The sequence below is a fragment of the Candidatus Microthrix subdominans genome, assembly GCA_016719385.1.
Taxonomy (GTDB): Bacteria; Actinomycetota; Acidimicrobiia; order Acidimicrobiales; family Microtrichaceae; genus Microthrix; species Microthrix subdominans.
Genome location: JADJZA010000010.1, coordinates 220,065 through 241,313, shown reverse-complemented (window position 1 = coordinate 241,313; position 21,249 = coordinate 220,065). Strand labels below are relative to the sequence as shown.

Genomic DNA, 21,249 nt, shown 5'->3' with positions numbered 1-21,249 from the left:
CTCGACCGACCGCACGTGGCGGTCGGTCCGCATCGCTGCGTTCAGCCGAGGTTGGCGCTCGCCCCCCAGACACAGCGGCCGTCGGGAAGAGCGATCTTGACGAACCCGTTGCTCGCCGAACCCTGGACCACCGACACCTGTCGGCCGTTGGCTCCCATCGCCACCACTGACGCACCGCTCGAGGGACCCGAGCGCAGCTTGTAGCTGTAGCCGGAGGGCGCCCCCGAGATCACCCGTGTCGAACGGGGCCCCGAGCAGTCGCCGTTGGCGCGCTCGTCGGTGCCCGTCGACTTCTTCTCGGTCGTGACAGGTCGCGTGGACGGCGGGGCAATCGGAATGGTGGTCGGCGCCGTCGGTGCCTCGGCGGGGAAGGTGTCCCTGGGGACCAGCATCACCTCGGCATCGGCGACGAGATCCAACTTGGAGAGGATCGCGCCGACCGGCTTGCGGGCGGCCTTGGCCTTCTTACGGCTGGCGAAGGGACCGAGCACCACCGCACCCGAAGCCCGGTCGGCGACGAAGGACGGATGGGACGGGTCGACGACGCCCACCCGCCCAAACTTGGTCAACCCCGCTCGACCCCCCAACTGGGTGGCGTCGGTGTCGCTGCCGTTGCGCTCGAGCAGCAACGCCCAAGCCAGCTTCATGCGGCTGCCGGCGTTGGCGTCGCAGGTCGTCGTGGGCCGCTCTGGCCGATCGATCATCTTTGCGGCGAGGTCGCGCACCAGCGCCGCCTCCTGGATGGCCATCGTGTCGCCCTGACCGTCGGTGAGGATCACCATGCCCGCCACCCGGCCCCGGCCGTCAACGAAGGGCGCACCCATGTGACCGGGTCCCGACCGGCCCGCCGCCGCCGCCTTCACCTTCGACATCGGCACCCAGCCTGCATCGACCGGCCCGATGACCTGCGCGGCCAACAGGTCGGATCCACCGTCGGAGGTAGCCGGAGAGCCGACGACGGCACCCCAGGCATCGGCGGTCGGGCGCGCCTCGTCCCAACTCAGCGACCGGTCGAGCGCTGCGTCGACCTCGATGACGGCCACGCCGGGCGACGTTGAGGTGCCGACCACCTTGCCCCGCACCCAATCGCCACTTCCCAGGTGCAGCCACGGCGCGGGGTCGACCCCGCTGGCCGGGTCACTACCGTCCTCGGCCACCGCAGAGGCCACGGTGACGAGATGATGCTCGTCGACGGCGAACGCTGTCGACGCTTCGATACCGCCGTCACAGCGGCGGGCGACGACGGTGGCCACGGCCGGTTCGGTGATCGAGACCATCCGATCGGTATCGAAGGGAACCGCCGAGTCGCCGCTCATCTGCGGCAAGGTGGCAGCGGGGGCCCTCAGGCCGTCGGTGGACACGCCGGTCACCGGCTGCGGGGCGGTCGTTGACGAGGATGACGAGGATGGCGAGCCCCTCGACGGCACCGTGGTGGTCGGCGACACCTCGCGCATGGACGGCTTGGGGCTCGCGGAGGATTCGGGAGCGCCGCTGCACCCGGCCAGCACGACGATCAGCCCGACGGCCGCGACCGTCGCCCGGCGGCCGAACACTTCGATCCCGGCGGCGGGAGTTGGAGCGCGCATGCTGAGAAGACCTCCCGGTCAACCGCCCGCTGCCCTCCAGTGTGCCGCGCGCCGCGGTCAATCCGGTGGACGGTCGGGCGGCGGGCCCACGCAACCGGCGATCAGCCGCTGTTGGTACACGGCGCACCGCTCGGCGTGACTCCCGACGCGAGCGATCGAAGCTGCCATAGCGTGAGCGAACCAGGACGGAGACACTCGACATGACCCAGACGGCGCAACCCCAGACCACCGAGCCCGACCCACCCCACGGGGAGGCGGACCAGGGCAACGACGAGCTATCGATGAGCGATGGGGCGCTGGCGGACTGGAGCCGGTGCGAGGTGCCCCACCTGCTCGGCCAGTACCGACCGGTCCATGATGAGATCGACGCCGACCGCCTCGAGGTGATCGGCGAGTTGCCGCCCGCCCTGGTGGGCACCTACGTGCGCAACGGACCCAACCCCCTGCTCGCTCCCAGTGGTGCCTACCACCTCTTCGATGGCGACGCGATGCTGCACGGCGTTCGCCTCGACGGCTCCGGCGCCGCTTACCGCAACCGTTGGGTGCGCTCCAAGGGCATGCTCGCCGAAGCGGAGGCCGGCCGGCCGCTGTTCAGCGGGCTGGCGGGCTTCGAGCTGCCACCGGCCGACGTGGTCGCCAACGTGGGCATGATGAAGAACACCGCCAACACCCACGTGATCAGCCACGCCGGGCGGATGCTGGCCCTGATGGAGGCCTCGCCGCCCACCGAGATCGACCCCGACTCGTTCGCCACGCTCGGCGAGTTCAGCTTCGGCGGAGCGCTCAGCGGCCCGATGACCGCCCATCCCAAGGTGGACCCGGCGACCGGCAACCTCTGCTTCTTCGGCTACTCCCCCGTGCCGCCCTACCTGCGCTACCACGTCGCCTCACCCGACGGCACGCTGCTGAGCACCACCGAGATCGAGCTGCCCCGACCGGTGATGATGCACGACTTCGTCATCACCGAACGTCACGCCGTGTTCTTCGACCTTCCGGCGGTGTTCGACCTGACCGCCCTGATGGAGGGCCGACCCTTCACCCGCTGGGAACCGGAGCTCGGCGCCCGCGTCGGGGTGATGAACCTCGACGGCACCGGCGACGTCGCCTGGATGGAGATCGACCCCTGCTACGTCTTCCACTTCCTCAACGCCTCCGAGGGGGCCGACGGCGTGATCGACGTGGTCGGCTGTCGGTCCTCGGCGCTGCCGGTGAGCTTCGGAGATCAGGCCCCGGCCGACGTGTCCCCAACGCTGCATCGCTGGAGGATCGATCCGGCCGCCGGTCGGGTGAGCGACGAACAACTCGACGACCGCCCCGGCGACTTCCCCCGCATCAACGACGCGCTGACCGGGCGGGCCAACCGCTACGGCTACGTGGGCCTGGTGCGCGACGTGGTCGGGGGCGACGCCACGTTCGCCGGCGTCGCCGCCTGGGACCTCGAGCGCTCTGAGTCGACCGCCTGGTGGTGCGGCCCCTATGAGGCGTGCGGCGAGGCGGCGTTTGCCCCCGACCCCGCCGGGACGTCCGAGAACGACGGCTGGCTGACCACCTTCACCACCGACCTGGCCCGCGACCTCAGCTACCTGGACATCGTCGACGCACGCGACGTCGCCGCCGGACCGGTCGCCCGGGTGAAGCTGCCCCGCCGGGTGCCCTTCGGGTTCCACGGCAACTGGTTCGCCGAGGGCTGATCACGCTGGTTGCGGCGATCAGCCGGCGGCGGCCAACGCCCGGGCTGCAGCCCGCTCGTCATAGCCGAAGGGCAACAGCGCCACCACCGGAGTGGTCACGCCGGCATCGACGTAGGCGTCGAGATGCTCCCGGCACGTGCCCGCCGAGCCCCAGATGATCAGCTCGTCGACCACCGAATCGGGGATGGCCTCCAGGGCGGCCTTGCGATCGCCCTCGCCCCACAGCCGCCACATCTCACCGAGCTGCTCGCCACGACCCAGCCACTCGTGAAATGCCCGATACACCGGCACGTTGAGGTAGGCGGCGATCGCATGACGCCCGAGCGCCATCACCGTGTCCCGGTCCTCGGTGACCGCCACGAACAGGCGGGCGACCACCTCCACATTTTGGGGGTCCGGCCGCCCGGCACCCTCGGCGGCATCGTGGACGATCTTGGTCACCGTCGGCACATCGCTCGCGGCCAGCCAGTTGAGGATCACGCCGTCGGCCTCGCGCCCGGCCAAAGCCAACATGCCCTCCCGCAGCGCGGCGATGTGGATCGGCACCGGCTCGCTGGGCACCACGCCCAGGCGGAACCCCTTGATGCTGGTGCCGTTAACCTCGGCGCTCACCTTGTCGCCGGTCAGCGACGCCCGCAGGAAGCGCACCATGTCGCGCACCTGGTAGTACGGCCGATCGAAGTCGATGCCGTTCCAGCGCTCGACGATGACGTCCGACGACGTGCCCAGGCCGAGGGTGAAGCGGCCGGGTGCCGCCTGAGCGAGGGCGCCAACCGACTGGGCCAGCAGCGCCGGGCCCCGGGTGAAGGCGGGGACGATGGCGGTGCCGAGGCGCATCGACGGCGTCCACACCGAGGCGAGTGCCAGCGGCGTGAAGGCGTCTGCGCCCATCGCTTCGGCCGACCACAGGTCGGTGTATCCGGCATCCTCCAGCTCGACGAACCGGTCCCGCTGTTCCCCCAGCGGTACGTTGTCGAACGGAACGGTCATCCCCAGGCGAGTCATGTGCTCACCATAGGACCCGGGAACGGCCGTTTTCTCCGCTACGACCCTGGAACTGCCGGGCTACTCGGACGTCCCGGTCGGGGCACGATCCGACGCAGCCTCGATCTCACGCGTCATCCAGGGCGGCAGCCTGCCCGGGGTGGGCTCGGACACCTCCCGCACGATGGCTGACTGGCTGGCGATGCCCATCAGCGTGCCGTCGCTCGACCACTGGTAGACGTCGCCGTGACCGAAACCGTGATGCACGGCCTGGATGCGCACGTCCAACAACACCCAGTCGGTCGGGACCACCTGGATCACCCGCAGGGTGTTGTCGAGGCTGTTCGAGCGCGTCCACGACCCGAACGCCTGGCTGATCCCCCACGGCACGTAGTCGCCGAGCACCGCCAGGCTGGCCGCCGACGGATCGACGTCGCGCAGGCGCACCCACATGGCGGCCCGGCCGTCCTCGGCGGGCTCGCCGTTGAGCTGGTCCCACTGTTGGCCGACCGCCAGGCGGCTCTCGATGCGCGACATGATCGACGATCCACCGCCGCCGGTGGACTCCCGGATCTCACAGTCGTCGGGGGCGGGGACGTCGGGCATCTCGGTCCACTGGCCCGTCCGGTCGAGCTCCCGCTCACCCAAAGCGGCGTTGACGGTGAGGATCTCCCGATCACCTACCCGCCCGACAACGCGGGCCTGGGCGGTATTTCGACCGGCGGCGGGGATCGTGACGTCGAGGTCGACGATCTCGCCGATCATCGCGTAGCTGAGGTACTGGGCGGTCGCCCAGACCACCGGCCGCTCGGTCGTCCGTTCGAGCGCCAGAATCGATGCCCCCAGGCCGGCCCCACCAAAGAGAAACTTGCCCAGGGTGGCCAGGCCGGGCGCCACCGGCAGGTACCAGCGATGGGGGTTGTGCGTGGCCTCGAGGCCCAGAAACTCTCCGACGTCCACGGGACGGGATCGTACCGGGCCCGCCGGTGCGGTCGGGCGCAAACGGACCTCGCCGTCGGCCGAGGTGTTCTACGTTTGCGCCATGACCGACGCACCGTGGACCGGGGATGCCAGCTCGCTCGTCGAAGCCTTCCGATCGGGGGAGCGTTCCCCCGCCGAGGAGATGGAGGCGACGATCGAAGCGGCGGAGGGCACGGCACTCAACTGCTTCAGCCACCTCGACGCCGAACAGGCGCTCGCCAAGGCGTCGCTGGCCGATGTGTCCAAGCCTTTCGGTGGGGTGCCGCTGGGGGTCAAGGAGCTCGATCATTACGCCGGCTGGCCCGCTACCCAGGCCAGCCTGTTGTACGCCGACGAGATGGCCACCGACACGTCGATCAACGTGGCCCGCACCGAGGAGCGCGGCGGGGCGGTGCCCTTCGGGCTGACCACCGCCAGCGAGTTTGGCGGCCTCAACGTATCCAACACCCGGCTGAACGGCATCACCGGCAACGCTTGGAACGCCGACGCCACGCCAGGGGGCAGCTCTGGCGGATCGGCAACGGCTGTGGCGGCGGGCATCTGTGCGCTGGCGACCGGTGGCGACGGCGGCGGTTCGATCCGCATCCCCGCCGCCTTCTGCGGCCTGCCCGGCCTGAAGACGACCGCCGGTCGCATCCCGAGGGGACCCAACGCCTCGGTGCACCCGATGACCGTCGTCAACGGCGTGCTGGCCCGCTCGGTGCGCGATCTGGCCCGCCACCTGGACGTCGCCTCCGGCTACGACCCCGCCGACCCCTACTCGCTGCCCCGCCGCGATGGCTGGGAAGCCAACCTGGGCAGCTATGGAGAGGCGATGCGGGGCCGCAGGGCCGTGATCGCGCCCGACCTGGGCGTGGCGACGGTCAACCCCGAGGTGGCCCGCCGGGTGCGCGAGGCCGGCGAGGCGTTGGCCGCCGACGCCGGCCTGGAGCTCGTCGACGTTCCGGTGGAGCTGCCCGGCCTGGGCCTGGAATGGGCGATGGGCAACCTGTGCCACCTGCGCCACGAGCTGGGCGACGACTGGCGGGACAAGCTCGCTGAGCTGACCGCCGCCACCGCGTTTGGCCTGGAGATGGCCGACTCGGCGATGGACCTGGACACGATGGGTGCAGCCGAGGCAGCCCGCACCCGGGCCAACGCCACGCTGGCAGCACTCTTCGACCAGGTGGACTTCATCATCTCGGCCACCAACCCCGATACCGCCTTCCCTGCCCGCCTCGAGGTGAACACCCGGGTGGCGGGCGAGAAGGTCGACCTGGGCAACAACGGCGCCCTCACCATCCCGTACAACATCGTGGGCAACCCGGCGGTGACGATCCCGATCGAACAGCTCGACGGCCTGCCGGTCGGCATGCAGGTGGCCACCCGACACCACGCCGAGGAGCTGTTGTTGGACCTGGCCGCCACCGCCGAGTCCCAGTGCCCATGGCCGCTGGTGGCGCCCGGCGCCCCCGTATAGGGCCAACCGGGTGAACCAGCGGGGCGGGCAAACCTGGGCCCCGGGGAGCGGTCCCCATGCCTGGTTGTCACAGGCCGTCGTCAAGATGGCGACATGGGTACACAGCTTTCGCTCCTCGATCTGATCGCCGACGGCTCCGAGCTCGCGCCGCAGGTCGACGCGCCCCAGGCCGGCGCATCGCCGGTGACCGCATCGCCGGTGACCGCACCGCCGGCCACCGGCGGCGACCCACGGGTGGCCGCCGCTCGCGCCTCGTTGGGCCAAGCGGTTGAGCGCCGACGCAGGCCCGAGGCCGGCACCGCCTGGAGCGCCGTGCGCCTCGACGCCGACACCTGCGAGCTGGGCCGCCGTCGGGTGGCCCGGGCTCGCGAGGTCATCGCTGCGGCCCGCCAACGCGCCGAGGCCGAGGCGCAGGCCGAGGCCGCCGCTCGACAGCGGGCCGCACTGGCCGGGGCGATCAGCGCCGGGCGCCCCACCGGGCTCGACGAGGCGCTCTCGCTCCCGGCACGGCGCATCCGCCGGTCCCGCTCGGCCGCCTAGCAACGTCCGGCCCGACGGTGAAGCGGCTCGCCCTGGTCCTCGCTCTCGTTGCGACCATCACCACCGTTGCCACCGTCCGCGCCGGCGGGGGCTCCCAGCCCCGCTTCTCCGGCCCCGGCGTCGCCCAGGTGCGCACCGTGGCCGACGGCGACACGATCGACGTCAGCCTCAACGGACACACCGAACGGGTACGCCTGCTCGGCATCGACACCCCAGAGACGGTCGACCCGCGCCGCCCGGTCGGCTGTTTCGGCCCGGAGGCCAGCCACGAAACCAAGACGATGCTGCCGAGCGGCACCTGGGTTCGGCTGGAACGCGATGCTGAGCTGCGCGACCGCTATGGACGGCTCCTCGCGTACGTCACCCGGCTGCCCGACGAGGTGTCGGTCAACGAGCACCTGTTGGCCAACGGGTTTGCCGACACGTTACGGATCGGTCCCAACAAGGCCTACGTGGGCGACTACGCCGCCGCCCGCAACCGGGCGCGGGCCGAACGCATCGGTGCATGGGGTGCCTGTCCCCATCCATTTGCGTGACCGCGTGCCCGCAGCGGCCCCGAGGCGCCGGGTCAGCCCCGGTGGACGCCGTTGCGACGGCCCATCGCCCGGCGCAGGTCGGCCCAGCCGATCGGTTTGGCGCCGGCCCGCTGCATGAGCACCGAGATGTCGGCGTCCATCACCACGTCCAGGTCGCCCACCCGGTCGGCCCAGTCGTCGCCGAGGGCCCGCAGCTCGGGCGTGTCCAGCGCCGGTCGAAGCCGCAGCTCGGTCACCCCGGGTTCCAGGGCCGCCAGGGCTCCCTCGATCGTGCGCCGGGCCGACCCGCCGCGCACCGCCACCACGTGATCGGGGGTGAGCACACCCGCCTGGGCGGCCAGGCTACTGAGGGGCACCCCCAGGTTGCGCTGGTCCTTCGCCGACGGCAGGCGCACGGGCAGGCGGTACTCCTCGGCCAGTTCCAGGTACACGCCAAAGAACTCGCTGCGTCGCTCCATCGCCCCGAGGTGCGACGACAGATACGAGATGTCGAAGCCCCACAGGATGGCCCGTTCGATCTGGGCGTGGGCCTCCCGGTACACCTCGTCGAGGTCGGCGTGGTCCCACAGGTCCTCGAGGGTCCGGGGAAACCCGCCGTCGCCGTCGAGCAGCGACGGGGCGCTGGTCAACGGGCCCCAGCGGTACAGGTCGGACTCGGCGATCAACGTGAGCAGCAGGCCAACCTGCTCGCCCCGGTAGCGCGCCGCAGCGTGCCGGGCCCACGGGGCGGGCACCATCAGGCCCGCCGACGTCGCCAACCCTCGGCGCAGCGCCGAGTACACCCCGGCGTTGGCGGCATGGCTACGGCCCAGCCCATCGACGGTGAAGATCACCAACCGGTCGTCGGCCGACCGTCCCATCGCCTCACAGAGTTCGCTCACCACCCGGCAGCGTACCGGCCAGACCCCTGGGTGTTCCCCACGGCGATCCTGCGTTCATCTCGACAGGCTCATCCGCAGCGGCCCGGTGGCCGGAGCGGTGCCGGCGGTGGATTGCTCGTCGCCGCCGGTCAACCCCGCAATCCGGCGAACAGGTCGCCCTCAAATCCGTTCGGCCCGTCCTGACCGTTCGCAGATCCAACGGTGGATCGTTCGAGCACGAACGTGTCGTAGGGCTCGACCCGGTCGGAGATCTCATCGGGAACCCCGAACCAGAACCCCACATTGGGGTCGATCTGGGTGGCGTGGGCCAACAGTGCGCCCTCGCGCACCCAGTAGTAGCCCGACACGTCGATCAGCGTGGTCACCCGATGGTCCTGGTCGAAGTCCGACCAGCGCTTGCGCCAGCCCTCGTCGAAGGGTGACTCCAGGCCGGCCTCCCCCATCGCCAGGTGCAGCGCCTCCATGCGCTTGCGGTACCACACCGAGGAATACACCTTGTCGACCTCGTGTGGGCCGCCCAGCTCGGGGCGATAGCCGGCGTCGGCGGCGGCCTCGATGGCGGGCAGGGAGATGTCATACACCCGGAGGTGGTCGGGATGGGCGTATGAGCGCTGGTCGTCGCCGTAGGTGATCACCACCTGGGGCCGTTCGCGTCGCAGGATGGCCACCAGCCGCCCGACCGCCTCGTCAAAGGGGGCGTTGGCGAAGTTGCCGGGGTGTGCGTTGGCCTCCGTTCCTTCCATGCCCGAATCGCTGTAGCCGAGCAACTCCACCCGGTCGAACCCGATGATCTGGGCCGATCGGCCCAGCTCGACCATGCGAATCGCCGGCAGGTTCTCGGCGATCCCCGGCCGGTCCATCGCCGGGTTCAAGATGTCGCCGGCCTCGCCGCCGGTGCAGCACACCAGGGTGGCGGCGATGCCGTCGTCGACGTACTTGCGCACCGCCCCCGCCCCCTTCGACGCCTCGTCGTCGGGGTGGGCATGAATGCTCAGCAGACGAAGCGGCTGCCCCCGCCGGTCGACCGGGGCATCGCTACGCCCGGCGGACGATCGCTTGGAATCGGCCTCGCCGGGAACGGAGGTTGAACTGGTCGGATCGCTGCTCACCGTCGGGAGGCTACCGACCGTCTCTCGCCCAGAACACCAGGGGGGCGGGTTGGTACCGCCCGGACCGGCGATCTAAACCATGGCCCATGTCCAACCCCTCCCCGGCCCCCTCCTCCCCCCGCGTCAGCTCCGGCACTCGCCGTTTGTTCCCCCTGGCGGCGCTGGTGATCGCCGGCGCGTCGCTGGCGGTCGGTTGCTCCTCGGACGACACGACCCCCGAGGCCAAGGCGTCGAGCACCGAGGTCACCGCCGAGTCCGGCGGGACCGAGGCGAGCGTCGGCGACCTCAAGATCTCCAATGCCCGCATCGGCGAACCCGCCGGACCGAACACCGGGATGTTTCTTTCGATCACCAACGACGGCGACACCGCCGACCGGCTGGTGGCGGTTACCACCGGGATCTCTCCCGAGGTGCAGCTGCACGAGACGGTCACCGATGGTGACCGAACCTCGATGCAGGAACTCCCCTCAGGGATCGACGTGCCCGCCGGCACGACGACCGTCCTCGAGCCGGGCGGGCTGCACGCCATGTTCATGAAGGTCGAGCCGTTGACGGCCGACGAGCAGGTTCCGGTGACGCTGAGCTTCGACAAGGCCGGCGACGTCGAGGTCGAGGTGCCCGTCATCCCCCTCACCGAGCTGGGCGGCTCCATGGGCCACAGCGACATGGACTCCGACGGCGCCGACCACGGCGGCATGGACCACGGCTGAGTCGGCCCTCCCCGAGCCACCAAGCGCCGTCCGGCACACTTGGACGTGTGACGCCTTTCCCTGTCCAGGTGACTGGGACGGCCTCCTCTGCCCGCCTAGCGTGGCGCCATGAACCGCCCGAGATCGCACCCGCTTGCGTCCCACGCATCCGCCGGGCGGCAACGGGTCGTCGTGATCCTGGCGATCGCCGGGCTGCTTCTGGCGGCCGGCTGCGGCTCCGGCGACGAGGTGGCCGCCGGGAACGAACCCGACAGCAAGTACTCCGGGGTCGTGCTCGGCGAGCCGACCAACCGTCCGCAGTTCACCCTGACCGACCTCGACGGCAACCCGTTCGACTTCTACGAGCAGACCGACGGCAAGCTGACCTTCCTGTTCTTCGGCTACACCAACTGCCCGGATGTGTGCCCGGTCCACATGGCCCAGCTGTCGGAAATCCTCGCCCGGCCCGGCATGCCCAGCGCCAAAGTGGTCTTCGTCACCGCCGACCCCACCCGCGACACCCCGAAGGTGATGGAGAAGTTCCTCGGCAACTTCGACCCCGAGTTCATCGGGCTGACCGGCACCGAGGAAGAGATTCGAGCGGCCGAGAAGGCCGCCGGGATTCCCCCAGCCCAGTTCGACACCGAGGACGGCAAACCCGACCCCGACGGTGACTACACCGTGTCTCACGCCGGCCAGGTGTTGGCCTTCGCCCCGGACAACCGGGGCTACACCGTGTACCCGTTCGGCACCCGCACCAGCCAGTACTCCGACGACATCCCCCTTCTGGCGGCGATCAAACCCGTCACCGGGTCGAACCCCGATGGCGGCTCGGCCTCAACCGGCGAGGCCGGTGCCACCTCGACCACCGAGCCGACGACGCAGTGGGGCGGCGCCACCTTGGGCGACCTGACGATCAGCGACGCCCGGGCCCCGGAGCCAACCGGCCCCAACGGCGCGCTGTACTTCACGGTCACCAACGAGGGCGCAGCCGACCGGCTGCTCGGGGCGACGACCCAATCGTCGCCGGACGTGCAGCTTCACGAAACGGTTGAGGATGGCGGCGCCACCTCGATGAAGGAGCTCCCCGACGGCGTGGAGGTGCCCGCCGAGGGCACGGTCCGCCTCGAGCCGGGCGGCACCCATGCGATGTTGATGGACGTCAAGAGGGTGGAGAGCGGCAGCATGATGCCGGTCACCCTCACCTTCGAGAAGGCCGGCGAGCTCAACGTGCTGGTGCCGGTGGTCCCGGTGACCGAGGCGACGCGATGATCGCTCAGCCGACCTGGCGGTCGCCGAGGCGCAGGCCGATTGGTGGCGCGCGATGAGTTGGTGGTGTGCGGCGAGCACCAAGCCATGGACGTGGGCGCCCACCATCTACATCGGTGTCTGGCTGACGATGGTGGCGATTCTCGCCTGGTACTTCGTGGTTGCCCACCGGGCCGCTGCCGCCGGCCGCTACACGACCGCCCGCCGCCAGAAGGTGCTCTTCGTCGCCGGCGTGCTCGTGCTGTGGGCGGCGAGCGACTGGCCGCTGGGCGCTCTGGGCGCCGGCTACCTGGCCTCGGCGCACATGACCCAGTTCGTCCTCTACAGCGTGGTCGCCACACCGCTGATCATGCTGGGCCTCCCCGAGCCGATGTTTGCTGCGATGCTCGCCAAGCTCCGGCTCACCTCGGTCTTCCGGATTCTCGCCTTACCGCTCGTCGCCGCCCTGGTCTTCAACATCACGATGGTGGCCACCCACGCCCCGCCCACCACCGACCTGTTGCGATCCAGCCAGATCGGATCGTTCGTCATGGACATCCTCTGGATCGTCGCCGCCGTCGTGCTGTGGCTGCCCGTGATCAGCCCGGTGAGGTCGCTGCGCATGCGCTCCTACCCCGGGATGATGGGGTACCTGTTCCTCGCTGTCGGCATCGTGGTGATCGTGCCGTCGGCGGCGCTGCTCATCTCGGCCGAACCGATCTACCGCACCTACGAGCTGGCACCGCGGGTAATCACCAAGTGGTCGGCGGTCGAGGACCAGCAGTTTGCCGGCGTCATCATGAAGCTGGGCGCCACCCCGATCGTGTGGGCCACCATCCTGGCCCTGTTCATCCGCTGGACCAACGAGTCCGGGCTGTCGAACAAGTTCGGCCCCAAGTACCGGGGTCGCCTGGTGCACGACGACGGCAGCGTCGAGCCGGAATGGGTCGACGGGCCTTCGTACACCAGCGCCGGTGCACCGCTCGGGGAGCCGGCACTGAGCGGCGCCCGCCCCGGAGACGCCCGACCGGACCGTTCCCCCCTCAACCCGGCCCCGGCCGGGCAACAGCAGTCCGAGCCGAGCTCCGAACCGTTGCCGCCCGAGCGGCTCAACTGAGCAGTCACTTCAACTGAGCGGCCGCCTCAACTGGGTGGCCACCGCTGCGACGCTGAGCCCTGCCCGGCCGGCGTCGCACCCAGCGGCACGAGCCGGTAGCCCACGTCGGCGTCCTCATCGTGACGCATACGCCAACCGGCCAGCTCGGCCAGGCGGCCACGCCCCTCGTCGGGTCCGGTGGCGATCAGCTCGTCGCCGGCAAACAGGCGGACGAAGCCGCGGGGACGGTACAAATAACGGCCGCCCCGCCGGATGGCGAGCACGGAGAACCCCGGTTCGATGTCCAACTGCAACTCGAGCAGCGTGGCCCCGTCGGTGGCCGAGCCGACGGCGATCGGCATGCGCACGACCACCTCGTCGGCGTCGCCGAGCGCGATGGCCACCACCGGATGAAAGTCGATCTCCTCGCGGACGAGCCAGGTCATCTGGTTGGCCTGCTGACCCAGGTCGTCGGACGCCTGGGACAACGCCAGCAGCCCCCGCAGCAGCGAGGGGTCGACACGGTTGGCCCCGGCGCGCAACACCCACAGCTGCAGGTGATCCTTCATCTCCTCCAGGCGCTCGGACAGGTGCAACACCTCGAACGCCAACCCGGCGTCGCGTAGCGCCAACGCCGAGTACGCCAGGCCGACCGCGGCTTCCGAGATGTTCTTCATCTCGACCAGTACGTCGACCGCCCGGTCGAGCTCGCTCAGCGCTCCGGACGCAGCCGGCTCAGGTGGGTCCCAGGTCGGCGCCGACGCCAGCTCATGCAACCGCACCAGGCCGGCGGGCGAGCCGCGCAGAAACAGCACGTCGCCGGGCAACAGGATCTGGTCGCCGCCGATGTCGGTGATCCAGGATCGGTCCCGGCGGATCGCCATCACCCGCATGCCGGTGGCCACCGGCAACTCGAGCGCCGCCAGCGGGCGCCGGGCCATGTGGGAGTTGTCGCGCACCCACACGCGGTGCGACACCTCCTCGGCGTTGGACAGGTCGGCGATCAGCTCGGGGGGGATACCCAGCCGGTGGGTGACGATGCGGGTGATGTCGATCGCAGCGTTGGCGATGCCCTCGATCGCCGAGATCACCTGGAGCACCGAGGCCATCGATTCGGCCTCGGTCGGGCGACGACAGGCGAGGATGCACACCTCACGCATCGACTGCACGAGCTCGTTCATGTGCTGCTCGAGGTGGGCCACCTCGTCGGCCATGCCGGGATCGTTGAAAAACACCGCGGCGTAGGCGAGGTCGATCATCAGCTCGGAGTTGTCCTTGGCCTCGGCCAGCATGGCGCGGAGGCTTCGCGGGCGATCGTCCATAGGCGTCGTGTCAGACTAGTGCTGAGCGGCCGGTGCCGGTTGGGCCCGACCCAGTTCCTTGGCGACGAGGTACTCGTCGACACGCCTGGTCGCCGACCGGCCGACCAGACCGAACGCCACCCCCACCGCAGCACCGGCGACGACATCGGACAGGTGATGGACGCCGAGGATCACCCGACTGGTGGTGACGGTGACCGCCACACCCAACAGCGGGGCCCACTCGCCACCTCGGCCGAGGAAGGTGGCGGCGGCAAACGACGACGCCGCGTGACCGGACGGGAAGCTGGTGGTGCGGAAGTCCCGACCCGAGCGCGCCTGTGCCACCGGGCGTGGCCGACGCACCAGACCCTTGAGCCCGACGTTGACCGCCGCAGACTCCAGTCCGAGGGTGGCGGCCAGGCCGCCTGCCGTCACCCACGCGCTGCCGGGCTCGATGCGCTGGTCGATCGCCAGCCGCAACGCTCCCCAGCCAAACCAGATCGCGGCCCCCTCGCCGGCCCACGATGCGTACGTGGCGGCGAGATCGACCGCCGGCCGCAACCGCCATGGCGCCACCGTGCGCTCACCGAAGCGGTCCACCGAATCGAGCATGTTCGTCACGACCCTCATCCACCCAGCTTGACCGCTGCACCGCCGTTGCCGGCAACCATCGGCCAATGCCAGCTGAGCTGCGGGCGCGCTAGGGACCGCTGACAGACTGGGCCGATGGCGGTGTCGACCAGGAACACGAAGCGCTACCTGTGGATCGGATCGGTCCGCGAGGTGCTGAGCAACAGCCTGTGGTTCGTGCCGTTGTTGCTCATCGTCGGCTACGGCATTCTCGCTCAAGCGATCGTCGCGTTCGACGGGGCCCTTGAGAACTGGGTGCCCTATTCGTTCACCGGCGGGGCGACGAGCGCACAGGACCTGCTGTCGACGATCGCTGCGGCGATCCTGTCGATGAGCACGCTGGTGCTGTCGGTCACCATCGTTGCCTTGCAGCTGGCGTCCCAGCAGTTCTCGCCCCGGGTGATGCGCACGTTCTTCCGCGATCGGGGCACCAAGGTGGCGATCGGCATGCTGTTGGGGACCTTCGTCTACAGCATCCTGGTGCTTCGAGCGGTCGTTCCCCGCTCCGACTCGCTCGACCAGTTTGTGCCCAGCGTGGCCATCTCTGTGGGCTTTGCACTCACCCTGGTGTCGCTCGGCGTGTTCATCTTCTACGTCAACCACGTCGCTCATGCCATCCGCGTGGTTCACATCATCGAGTCGGTGGCGATCGAGACCCGGGCGACCATCGGTCACCTGATCGGTGCCGGCACCGTGCCCGACCCGGCCACCCTGCCGGGCGGTCCACCCGACGTCGTTCTCGGCAACCCGCAGCGCCCTGGCATGGTCACCGGCATCGACAACGCCGGGCTGGTGGCGTTGGCCCGCCAGCACCGCTGCTGCATCGGCGTCGTTCCCTACGTCGGCGATTTCGTGCCCTTTGGTGCCCCGTTGGCCCGGGTTTGGTTCGATCCCGGCCATGAGGACGCCCCGAGTGCCGAGCAGGTCCGGGACCACATCGCCCTCAGCCGCGAGCGCACGATGGGCCAGGACGTCGCCTTCGGGTTTCGTCAGCTGGTCGACATCGCCGAGAAGGCGCTGTCGCCCGGCATCAACGATCCGACCACGGCGGTGCAGGCGCTCGACCAGATTCACGACCTGCTGCGGCGCTTGGCGGTGGCCGAGTACCCGACCGGGTATTACGTCGACGAGCCGGGGGCGCTGCGCGCCATGCGGCCGACGCATCGCTGGGAGGACTACCTCGACCTGGGCCTCACCGAGATCCGCCAGTACGGCGCCGGATCGGTCCAGGTCCAGCGCCGCCTCAGCGCCGTGCTGGCCGATCTCTCGCTCGCCACCGCCGATGCACCGCTCCGGGCGGTGCCTGTCGACGAGCACCGCAAGCTGCTCGACCGTTCGATCATCGCCGGTCTCGCCGATCCCCACGACCGGGCGCTTGCGCTCATCCCCGACGAGCAGGGCCTGGGCGGAGGACCACACTGAGCGCCGCTCGGCACGTCTTCGCGACGCAACTCGTCGTGTCCCGGGTCACACTGCTAGCGTTCGCTGCTGACACGCACGGAGGGACCGCAGCACATGAAAAAACGCATGGACAGGGCATGGCGCTGGCTGGCCGTCAACATGGGCAAGCACGCCCGCTACGTGTCGATCGTCGGGCTGGTGATCACGATCATCATGGGCTTCGGGTTGACCAACCTGGACTTCGCCACCGATCAGGACGCCTACCTGAACAAGAACGAGCAGGTCTACAAGGACAACGTCGAGTACCAGGACCTCTTCGGGGGCCAGGCGATGCTGGGCGCGATCCGCATCGAGGAGGGCACCACGCTGGAGGAGTTCCTCTCCCCCAAGAACCTCAAGATCTTCCAGGAGATCGAGAAGACGCTCGTCGCCAACGACAGCATCGAAGCCGTCGCCACGCCGTACAACACGATGGTGTTGTCGGACACGCTGATCCAGAAGGCAGCGCCAACCGAGGCACAGGTGAAGCAGCTGGCCGACGGCGAGATCACGGCGGCCAACCTTCCCACCCAGGCACTCCCTACTACGTCGATCGCAGGTGTATCGCTCGACACGGCGACTGCGGCAGCGAAGGCCGACGGCGACACGGACGAGGCTGAAGCGCGCGACAAGGACTTCGGGGAAACTGCTACCCGATTGCTCGCCATCCCCGAGGCCGACCGCACCCTCGACAACATCGAGTGGCGAAAGTTCCTGCTCTACGACAACACCGGCGCGGTCCGCGAGTCGCTGCTGCCCTTCTTCCCCAACCCCCAGACCACCCAGATCGTCACCCGTCTCAAGGGCAACATGTCGATCGAGCTCGAGGGCGACGCAGCCGTCTTCACCACCAACACGATCGACAAGGCGGCCGAGAACCTCGACCCCGCCGCCGAGGTCACCGTCATCGGCGCGCCGATCCTGCTGAAGGACATCAACGACTACCTCCGCGGCGGCATCCTCAAGCTGGGCGCCATCGCCGTCGTGGCGATGATCCTCATCCTGCTGCTCCTCTTCGACGTCCGCTGGCGCCTGTTGCCGCTAGGGGTGATCCTCATCGGCGTCACCTGGGCCTTCGGCCTGGCCGGTTACCTGGGCATCCCGCTGTCGCTGGTGACCATCTCGGGCCTCCCGGTCATGTTGGGCATCGGCATCGACTACGCCATCCAGATGCACAGCCGCATCGAGGAGGAGGTGCTCCTCGACCGGGAGGACCATCCGATTCAGGAGGCGGCGGTCAACCTGGGCCCGGCCCTGTTGGTCGTCACCTTCGACGCCATCTTCGCCTTCCTGGCCCTGCGCTTTGCCAAGGTGCCGATGATCCGCGACTTCGGCCTGTTGCTCGCCATCGGCATCGCCGTGATCTGCGTGGTGTCGATCATCGCCCCGTTGGCTGCCCTCGGCATCCGCGAGTACAAGTCGCCCACCAGCTCGGACAAGGACTACTCCGAGGGATGGCTGGGACGTTTCGTCGTCAAGATCGGCAGCCTGCCCTCCAAGCTGGCCGTCCCGTTTGCGATCGGCGCCTTGCTGATCTTCGTCGGTGGGCTCTTGGTGGAGTCGAGCCTGCAGATCCAGGGCGACCCGATCGACTGGGTCAACCAGAGTTCGCCGACGATCAAGAAGATCGACACGATCAAAGAGCAGACCAAGAGTTCCACCGAGCTGGGCATCTACGTCGCCTCCGACAACGTGTTCGATCAGGAGACGGTCGATTTCGTGCACAACTTCGCCTACCAGCAACGGCGTGAGCGCACCTTCGACGTCGATGGCAAGGAGAAGCCGGCGCTGCTGACCGCCTCGAGCATCGTCACCACGATGAGCGGCATCATCAACGTGCCCGGGGCCACCCCCAAGGGTGACATCCCACGGGGTCCCACAGCCGAAGCGGTTCAGGCCGCTTGGCAGGTGGCCCCGCCAAGCCTGCAGAAGTTCACCGCCACACCGCCCGAAGCATCGGACGGCACCTCCAAGAACATGAACCTGATCTTTCGGGTGGGGTACTCGTCGCTCAACGACGGCGAGGCCGTGGTCAAAGACGTGCGGGCCGACGTCCGGAGCGACTCACCCGAGGGCATCAAGGCGGTCCCCTCCGGGCTGGCCGTTGTCGGCGTCGGCCTGCTGGAGAACATCCAGTCCAACCGGATCCTGTTGACCTACATGTCCATCGCCTTCGTCGGCATCTTCCTCGCCGTGCGTCTGCGAAGCGTCGTGCGGTCGGTTCTGTCGCTGGTGCCGGTGATGATCGCCACCGGCATGGCCTCGCTGGTCGCCTTCGCCCTCGGGCTGGAGCTGTCGCCGATGACCGCCGTCGGCGGCCCGCTGATCGTGGCGATCTGTACCGAGTTCACATCGCTGATGCTGTTGCGCTTCGTCGAGGAACGAAAGCGGCACATGGCGCCACAGGAGGCGGCCGACACCGCCGCAGCTCGCACCGGGCGCGCCTTCATCGTCTCCGGGCTCACCGGGGTGGCGGGCGTGGCGGTGATCGCCACGTCGCCGTTGCCACTGCTGCGTGACTTCGGTGCCATCGTCGCACTCAACGTCGTCATCGCATTGGCCGCGGCACTCGTCATCCTGCCACCCATGCTGGTCTGGGCCGACCAGGAGGGCCGCGAGTGGGTCAGCCGCCATCTGGTCAGCGAGGAGGACCTGGCGGTCAGCCGAGGCGGCGGTGGCCGGCATCGCGTCAAGGACACCGGCTCGGTCGATGGTCCCAAGGCGGGCGACGGCGCCACCGACGCTCCCGCCCGAACGTAGGCCCGACAGGCGCCATCCGGTCCCCCATGGAGCTTGAGAGCGTCACCCCGGCGTCGTCCGAGGTGACGTTCTCGCTTTTAGGCGTCGAGTTCGGCCACCAGCTTCTTGGGCGCCACGGTTCGGTAGGCCTCGACGAGCACCCCGGCCACCTCGTCCCAATCGGGGTCGCGGTCGAGGCGCATGCCCAGCCAGCCGCGGTGCCCCACATAGGCGGGAACGTAGAACCGGTCGGGCTGGGTCTCCACCAGTTCGGCCTGGACACCCCGGGGTGCCGGGCACCAGATGCCCAGTTCGCCGTCGCCGTGATGGTCGTCATGAAACATCGCCAGCGTCTTCTTCTGGCGGATGAAGAACGACGGTGCACTGTGGCTGAGACGCTCGCTCACCTCCGGGAGACCGAGGCAGATGTTCCGCACCCCCGCCAGCGCCCGTTCCACCTGCTGCTCGTTGAATCCGTCGTCGCTCATAAGGATCAGTGTCGCGTGATCAACTGGCGCCGTGAAGAAGCCGCCACCCCCCAGTGCCCCTCCACCCGGCGAAAACCCTCGAACCGGGGAGCCGAAACGACTATCACACGGTTGTCCCCACTCCCCGGTTGCGGGCTTTCGGTCCGACCGCCTTGCCGCTCCCGACGACGGGCGGTGGCGACGGCTCGCCCTTGGCGGGATCCTTGGCCCCGCAGCGTTCATCGGAGCCTGGGTCGTCGGCAGCGCCGTGGCGGTCGACTACTCGCCGATCACCGACGCCATCAGCCGCCTGGCCGCCGTCGGCGCCGACACCCGTGTGCTGATGAGCGCCGGGTTTCTCGGGTTTTCGACCGCGTCGATCCCCGCCGCCGGCGCCGTGCGACGGGCGATCCCCGGCAGCGCCTGGGTCGGTGTGGTGGGCACCGGCCTGGCCACCGCCGCCGTCGCCGCCCTCCCGCTCGACCGCAACCCGGTGATCGACGCCGCCCACGCGCTGGCCGCCGGCGCCGGCTACGCCCTGTTCGTCTATGCCGCCGCCGCAGCGGCCAAGCCCCTGTGGGAAGCGGGTCGACGTTCGCTGGCCACCATCTCGATGTGCGTGGCCGTGCTCGCCTCGGCCGCCTTGGTGGCAACGCCGTTCGTCGAGGCCAGCGGCCTCCTGCAGCGCATCGGCCTCACCAGCCTCGATGTGTGGCTGGCGACCATATCGGCGCTGGTGCTGAGCGGGCGGCTGGCCATCGATCCCATCGGTTGATCGGGAAGTCCCGGGACAAACGTCCCGACCGTTCGGGACAGCGGGCCGATGTCCCCGGGACAGCTCGCCGGTCACGATGCTCCTGACATCATTAAAAGGAGGCTTCGATGAACCAGCCCACTTCCACCACGCCCCGACGGCGTCTCCGGCGAGGTTCGGCGATCGCGGCCAGCTTCGCAACGGTCCTCGCATTGGCCGGGTGTTCCTCCAGCTCAAAGTCCGACGAGTCCAAGGACACGACCGCCACAACGGCGGCCAGCGCTGACTCTGGGGGCGCCCCGATCGACAACGCACTGACGATTACGACGCCCGACATGGAATATGACGTGTCCGGGTCGCTGCGCCCCGGCGTCGGGGCAATCACCATGGACAACACCGACGACGTCACTCACATGTTGGCTTTTGCGCAGGTGAAAGACGGCGTCACCACCGACCAGGTCACGGCGGCGCTCGACAAGAGTGAAGAGGAGGCCGGCAAGCTGTTCGTCGACTCCGGCCCCGAAGGTCCGGCCCCGCTCGGCACCCCGGCGCTCGTCGGCCCCGGACAACGCTCGACCGTCACTGCACTCGACCTCAAGCCCGGCACCTACGCCATGATTTGTTTCCTCACCGACGACCAAGGGGAGCCGCACTGGAAGATGGGCATGGTCAAGGAGGTCGAGATCAGCGGCGACACGGCGACCGAGAAGCCTGAGAGCGATGGGACGATCACCCTGAACGACGACGCCATCACCATGCCGGACGACTTCAACGGCAGCGGCACCTTCCTGGTGACCAACACCGGCAAGAATCCCCACGCATTCTCCGTGGCCAAGCTGGACGCGGGCACCAGCCTCGCCACCTTCGCCGGCGCCGTCGGCCAGACGGAGCAGGCGGGCAAGTCGATCGACGTCGATGGTGGCGTGTTGGCCGGCGGGGTCGACGCACTCCTCCCCGGGCAGTCCGCCTACCTCACGCTCGATCTCGAGCCTGGGCATTACGGCTACATCTCACCCGAGGACATGAACAGTCCCGAACTGCCCCCGCAGCACGGTGAGTTCGACGTCGGCTGATCCGGGCTGCCCCGGAACGACGGCCGGGCCGATCCAGGAGATCGG

General features: G+C 69.3%; 19 protein-coding genes. 11 read left to right on the top strand and 8 right to left on the bottom strand.

Annotated features, from left to right (window positions below; all coding sequences use genetic code 11):
- Nucleotides 1–41 precede the first annotated feature (41 nt).
- Nucleotides 42–1,586, bottom strand: coding sequence for an SH3 domain-containing protein (locus IPN02_18515; protein MBK9298781.1), 1,545 nt, complete (start codon nt 1,584–1,586; stop codon nt 42–44).
- 200 nt (nt 1,587–1,786) lie between these two features.
- Here IPN02_18515 and IPN02_18510 point away from each other — a divergent pair, with 200 nt between their 5' ends.
- Nucleotides 1,787–3,277, top strand: a complete 1,491-nt coding sequence (locus IPN02_18510) for a carotenoid oxygenase family protein (protein MBK9298780.1) — start codon at nt 1,787–1,789, stop codon at nt 3,275–3,277.
- 18 nt (nt 3,278–3,295) lie between these two features.
- Here the strand turns inward: IPN02_18510 and IPN02_18505 are convergent, their stop codons facing one another.
- Complete coding sequence (locus tag IPN02_18505) at nt 3,296–4,282, bottom strand: LLM class F420-dependent oxidoreductase (protein ID MBK9298779.1); 987 nt, start codon at nt 4,280–4,282, stop codon at nt 3,296–3,298.
- A gap of 60 nt (nt 4,283–4,342) precedes the next feature.
- Entirely contained in the window at nt 4,343–5,221 is an 879-nt protein-coding gene (locus tag IPN02_18500) for a thioesterase family protein (GenBank protein MBK9298778.1), read from the bottom strand.
- An 82-nt stretch (nt 5,222–5,303) separates the two neighbouring features.
- Between IPN02_18500 and IPN02_18495 the strand changes: the two genes are divergently transcribed.
- The 3 genes from IPN02_18495 to IPN02_18485 all read left to right on the top strand — a co-directional run bounded on the left by IPN02_18495 (nt 5,304) and on the right by IPN02_18485 (nt 7,777).
- Nucleotides 5,304–6,701, top strand: a complete 1,398-nt coding sequence (locus IPN02_18495) for an amidase (GenBank protein ID MBK9298777.1) — start codon at nt 5,304–5,306, stop codon at nt 6,699–6,701.
- Nucleotides 6,702–6,794: 93 nt separating this feature from the next.
- Nucleotides 6,795–7,241: a hypothetical protein gene (locus tag IPN02_18490; protein MBK9298776.1), complete on the top strand. Its 447-nt coding sequence runs from the start codon at nt 6,795–6,797 to the stop codon at nt 7,239–7,241.
- Between the two features lie 17 nt (nt 7,242–7,258).
- The gene (locus IPN02_18485) at nt 7,259–7,777 is read left to right on the top strand and encodes a thermonuclease family protein (GenBank protein ID MBK9298775.1); all 519 of its coding nucleotides are present in this window, start codon (nt 7,259–7,261) and stop codon (nt 7,775–7,777) included.
- 32 nt (nt 7,778–7,809) lie between these two features.
- Here the strand turns inward: IPN02_18485 and IPN02_18480 are convergent, their stop codons facing one another.
- Together IPN02_18480 and IPN02_18475 are read right to left on the bottom strand one after the other, a co-directional pair.
- Complete coding sequence (locus tag IPN02_18480) at nt 7,810–8,658, bottom strand: ChbG/HpnK family deacetylase (protein MBK9298774.1); 849 nt, start codon at nt 8,656–8,658, stop codon at nt 7,810–7,812.
- A gap of 128 nt (nt 8,659–8,786) precedes the next feature.
- The gene (locus IPN02_18475; GenBank protein MBK9298773.1) at nt 8,787–9,767 is read right to left on the bottom strand and encodes a PIG-L family deacetylase; all 981 of its coding nucleotides are present in this window, start codon (nt 9,765–9,767) and stop codon (nt 8,787–8,789) included.
- 86 nt (nt 9,768–9,853) lie between these two features.
- On the opposite strand from IPN02_18475, the gene IPN02_18470 reads away from it, so the two are divergent.
- The 3 genes from IPN02_18470 (at nt 9,854) to IPN02_18460 (ending at nt 12,821) form a co-directional block, all read left to right on the top strand.
- Nucleotides 9,854–10,477 carry a copper chaperone PCu(A)C gene (locus IPN02_18470; protein MBK9298772.1) on the top strand — a complete coding sequence of 208 codons (624 nt, stop codon included), beginning with the start codon at nt 9,854–9,856 and terminating at the stop codon, nt 10,475–10,477.
- A 108-nt stretch (nt 10,478–10,585) separates the two neighbouring features.
- Nucleotides 10,586–11,728 (top strand): SCO family protein, encoded by a 1,143-nt coding sequence (locus IPN02_18465; GenBank protein MBK9298771.1) that lies wholly within the window; start codon nt 10,586–10,588, stop codon nt 11,726–11,728.
- Nucleotides 11,729–11,780: 52 nt separating this feature from the next.
- Entirely contained in the window at nt 11,781–12,821 is a 1,041-nt protein-coding gene (locus IPN02_18460) for a cytochrome c oxidase assembly protein (protein ID MBK9298770.1), read from the top strand.
- Nucleotides 12,822–12,847: 26 nt separating this feature from the next.
- On the opposite strand, the gene IPN02_18455 is transcribed toward IPN02_18460, so the two are convergent.
- The gene (locus IPN02_18455; protein MBK9298769.1) at nt 12,848–14,122 is read right to left on the bottom strand and encodes a potassium channel protein; all 1,275 of its coding nucleotides are present in this window, start codon (nt 14,120–14,122) and stop codon (nt 12,848–12,850) included.
- 15 nt (nt 14,123–14,137) lie between these two features.
- The gene (locus tag IPN02_18450) at nt 14,138–14,731 is read right to left on the bottom strand and encodes a phosphatase PAP2 family protein (protein MBK9298768.1); all 594 of its coding nucleotides are present in this window, start codon (nt 14,729–14,731) and stop codon (nt 14,138–14,140) included.
- A 96-nt stretch (nt 14,732–14,827) separates the two neighbouring features.
- On the opposite strand from IPN02_18450, the gene IPN02_18445 reads away from it, so the two are divergent.
- Both IPN02_18445 and IPN02_18440 read left to right on the top strand, forming a co-directional pair.
- A complete protein-coding gene (locus IPN02_18445; GenBank protein MBK9298767.1) occupies nt 14,828–16,153 on the top strand; it encodes a DUF2254 domain-containing protein in 1,326 nt (441 codons plus the stop codon).
- A 93-nt stretch (nt 16,154–16,246) separates the two neighbouring features.
- Nucleotides 16,247–18,931: an MMPL family transporter gene (locus tag IPN02_18440; protein ID MBK9298766.1), complete on the top strand. Its 2,685-nt coding sequence runs from the start codon at nt 16,247–16,249 to the stop codon at nt 18,929–18,931.
- Nucleotides 18,932–19,008: 77 nt separating this feature from the next.
- Here the strand turns inward: IPN02_18440 and IPN02_18435 are convergent, their stop codons facing one another.
- A complete protein-coding gene (locus tag IPN02_18435) occupies nt 19,009–19,398 on the bottom strand; it encodes an MmcQ/YjbR family DNA-binding protein (protein ID MBK9298765.1) in 390 nt (129 codons plus the stop codon).
- A 31-nt stretch (nt 19,399–19,429) separates the two neighbouring features.
- Here IPN02_18435 and IPN02_18430 point away from each other — a divergent pair, with 31 nt between their 5' ends.
- Both IPN02_18430 and IPN02_18425 read left to right on the top strand, forming a co-directional pair.
- The gene (locus IPN02_18430; protein MBK9298764.1) at nt 19,430–20,152 is read left to right on the top strand and encodes a DUF998 domain-containing protein; all 723 of its coding nucleotides are present in this window, start codon (nt 19,430–19,432) and stop codon (nt 20,150–20,152) included.
- 107 nt (nt 20,153–20,259) lie between these two features.
- Entirely contained in the window at nt 20,260–21,204 is a 945-nt protein-coding gene (locus IPN02_18425) for a hypothetical protein (protein ID MBK9298763.1), read from the top strand.
- Nucleotides 21,205–21,249 lie beyond the last annotated feature (45 nt).

Coding starts and splice junctions, on each gene's coding strand:
- IPN02_18435 (MBK9298765.1), bottom strand. CDS start 19,398: ATGAGCGACGACGGATTCAACGAGCAGCAGGTGGAACGGGCGCTGGCG.
- IPN02_18450 (MBK9298768.1), bottom strand. CDS start 14,731: ATGAGGGTCGTGACGAACATGCTCGATTCGGTGGACCGCTTCGGTGAG.
- IPN02_18490 (MBK9298776.1), top strand. CDS start 6,795: ATGGGTACACAGCTTTCGCTCCTCGATCTGATCGCCGACGGCTCCGAG.
- IPN02_18470 (MBK9298772.1), top strand. CDS start 9,854: ATGTCCAACCCCTCCCCGGCCCCCTCCTCCCCCCGCGTCAGCTCCGGC.
- IPN02_18495 (MBK9298777.1), top strand. CDS start 5,304: ATGACCGACGCACCGTGGACCGGGGATGCCAGCTCGCTCGTCGAAGCC.
- IPN02_18460 (MBK9298770.1), top strand. CDS start 11,781: ATGAGTTGGTGGTGTGCGGCGAGCACCAAGCCATGGACGTGGGCGCCC.
- IPN02_18425 (MBK9298763.1), top strand. CDS start 20,260: ATGAACCAGCCCACTTCCACCACGCCCCGACGGCGTCTCCGGCGAGGT.
- IPN02_18455 (MBK9298769.1), bottom strand. CDS start 14,122: ATGGACGATCGCCCGCGAAGCCTCCGCGCCATGCTGGCCGAGGCCAAG.
- IPN02_18445 (MBK9298767.1), top strand. CDS start 14,828: ATGGCGGTGTCGACCAGGAACACGAAGCGCTACCTGTGGATCGGATCG.
- IPN02_18465 (MBK9298771.1), top strand. CDS start 10,586: ATGAACCGCCCGAGATCGCACCCGCTTGCGTCCCACGCATCCGCCGGG.
- IPN02_18505 (MBK9298779.1), bottom strand. CDS start 4,282: ATGACTCGCCTGGGGATGACCGTTCCGTTCGACAACGTACCGCTGGGG.
- IPN02_18510 (MBK9298780.1), top strand. CDS start 1,787: ATGACCCAGACGGCGCAACCCCAGACCACCGAGCCCGACCCACCCCAC.
- IPN02_18440 (MBK9298766.1), top strand. CDS start 16,247: ATGAAAAAACGCATGGACAGGGCATGGCGCTGGCTGGCCGTCAACATG.
- IPN02_18515 (MBK9298781.1), bottom strand. CDS start 1,586: ATGCGCGCTCCAACTCCCGCCGCCGGGATCGAAGTGTTCGGCCGCCGG.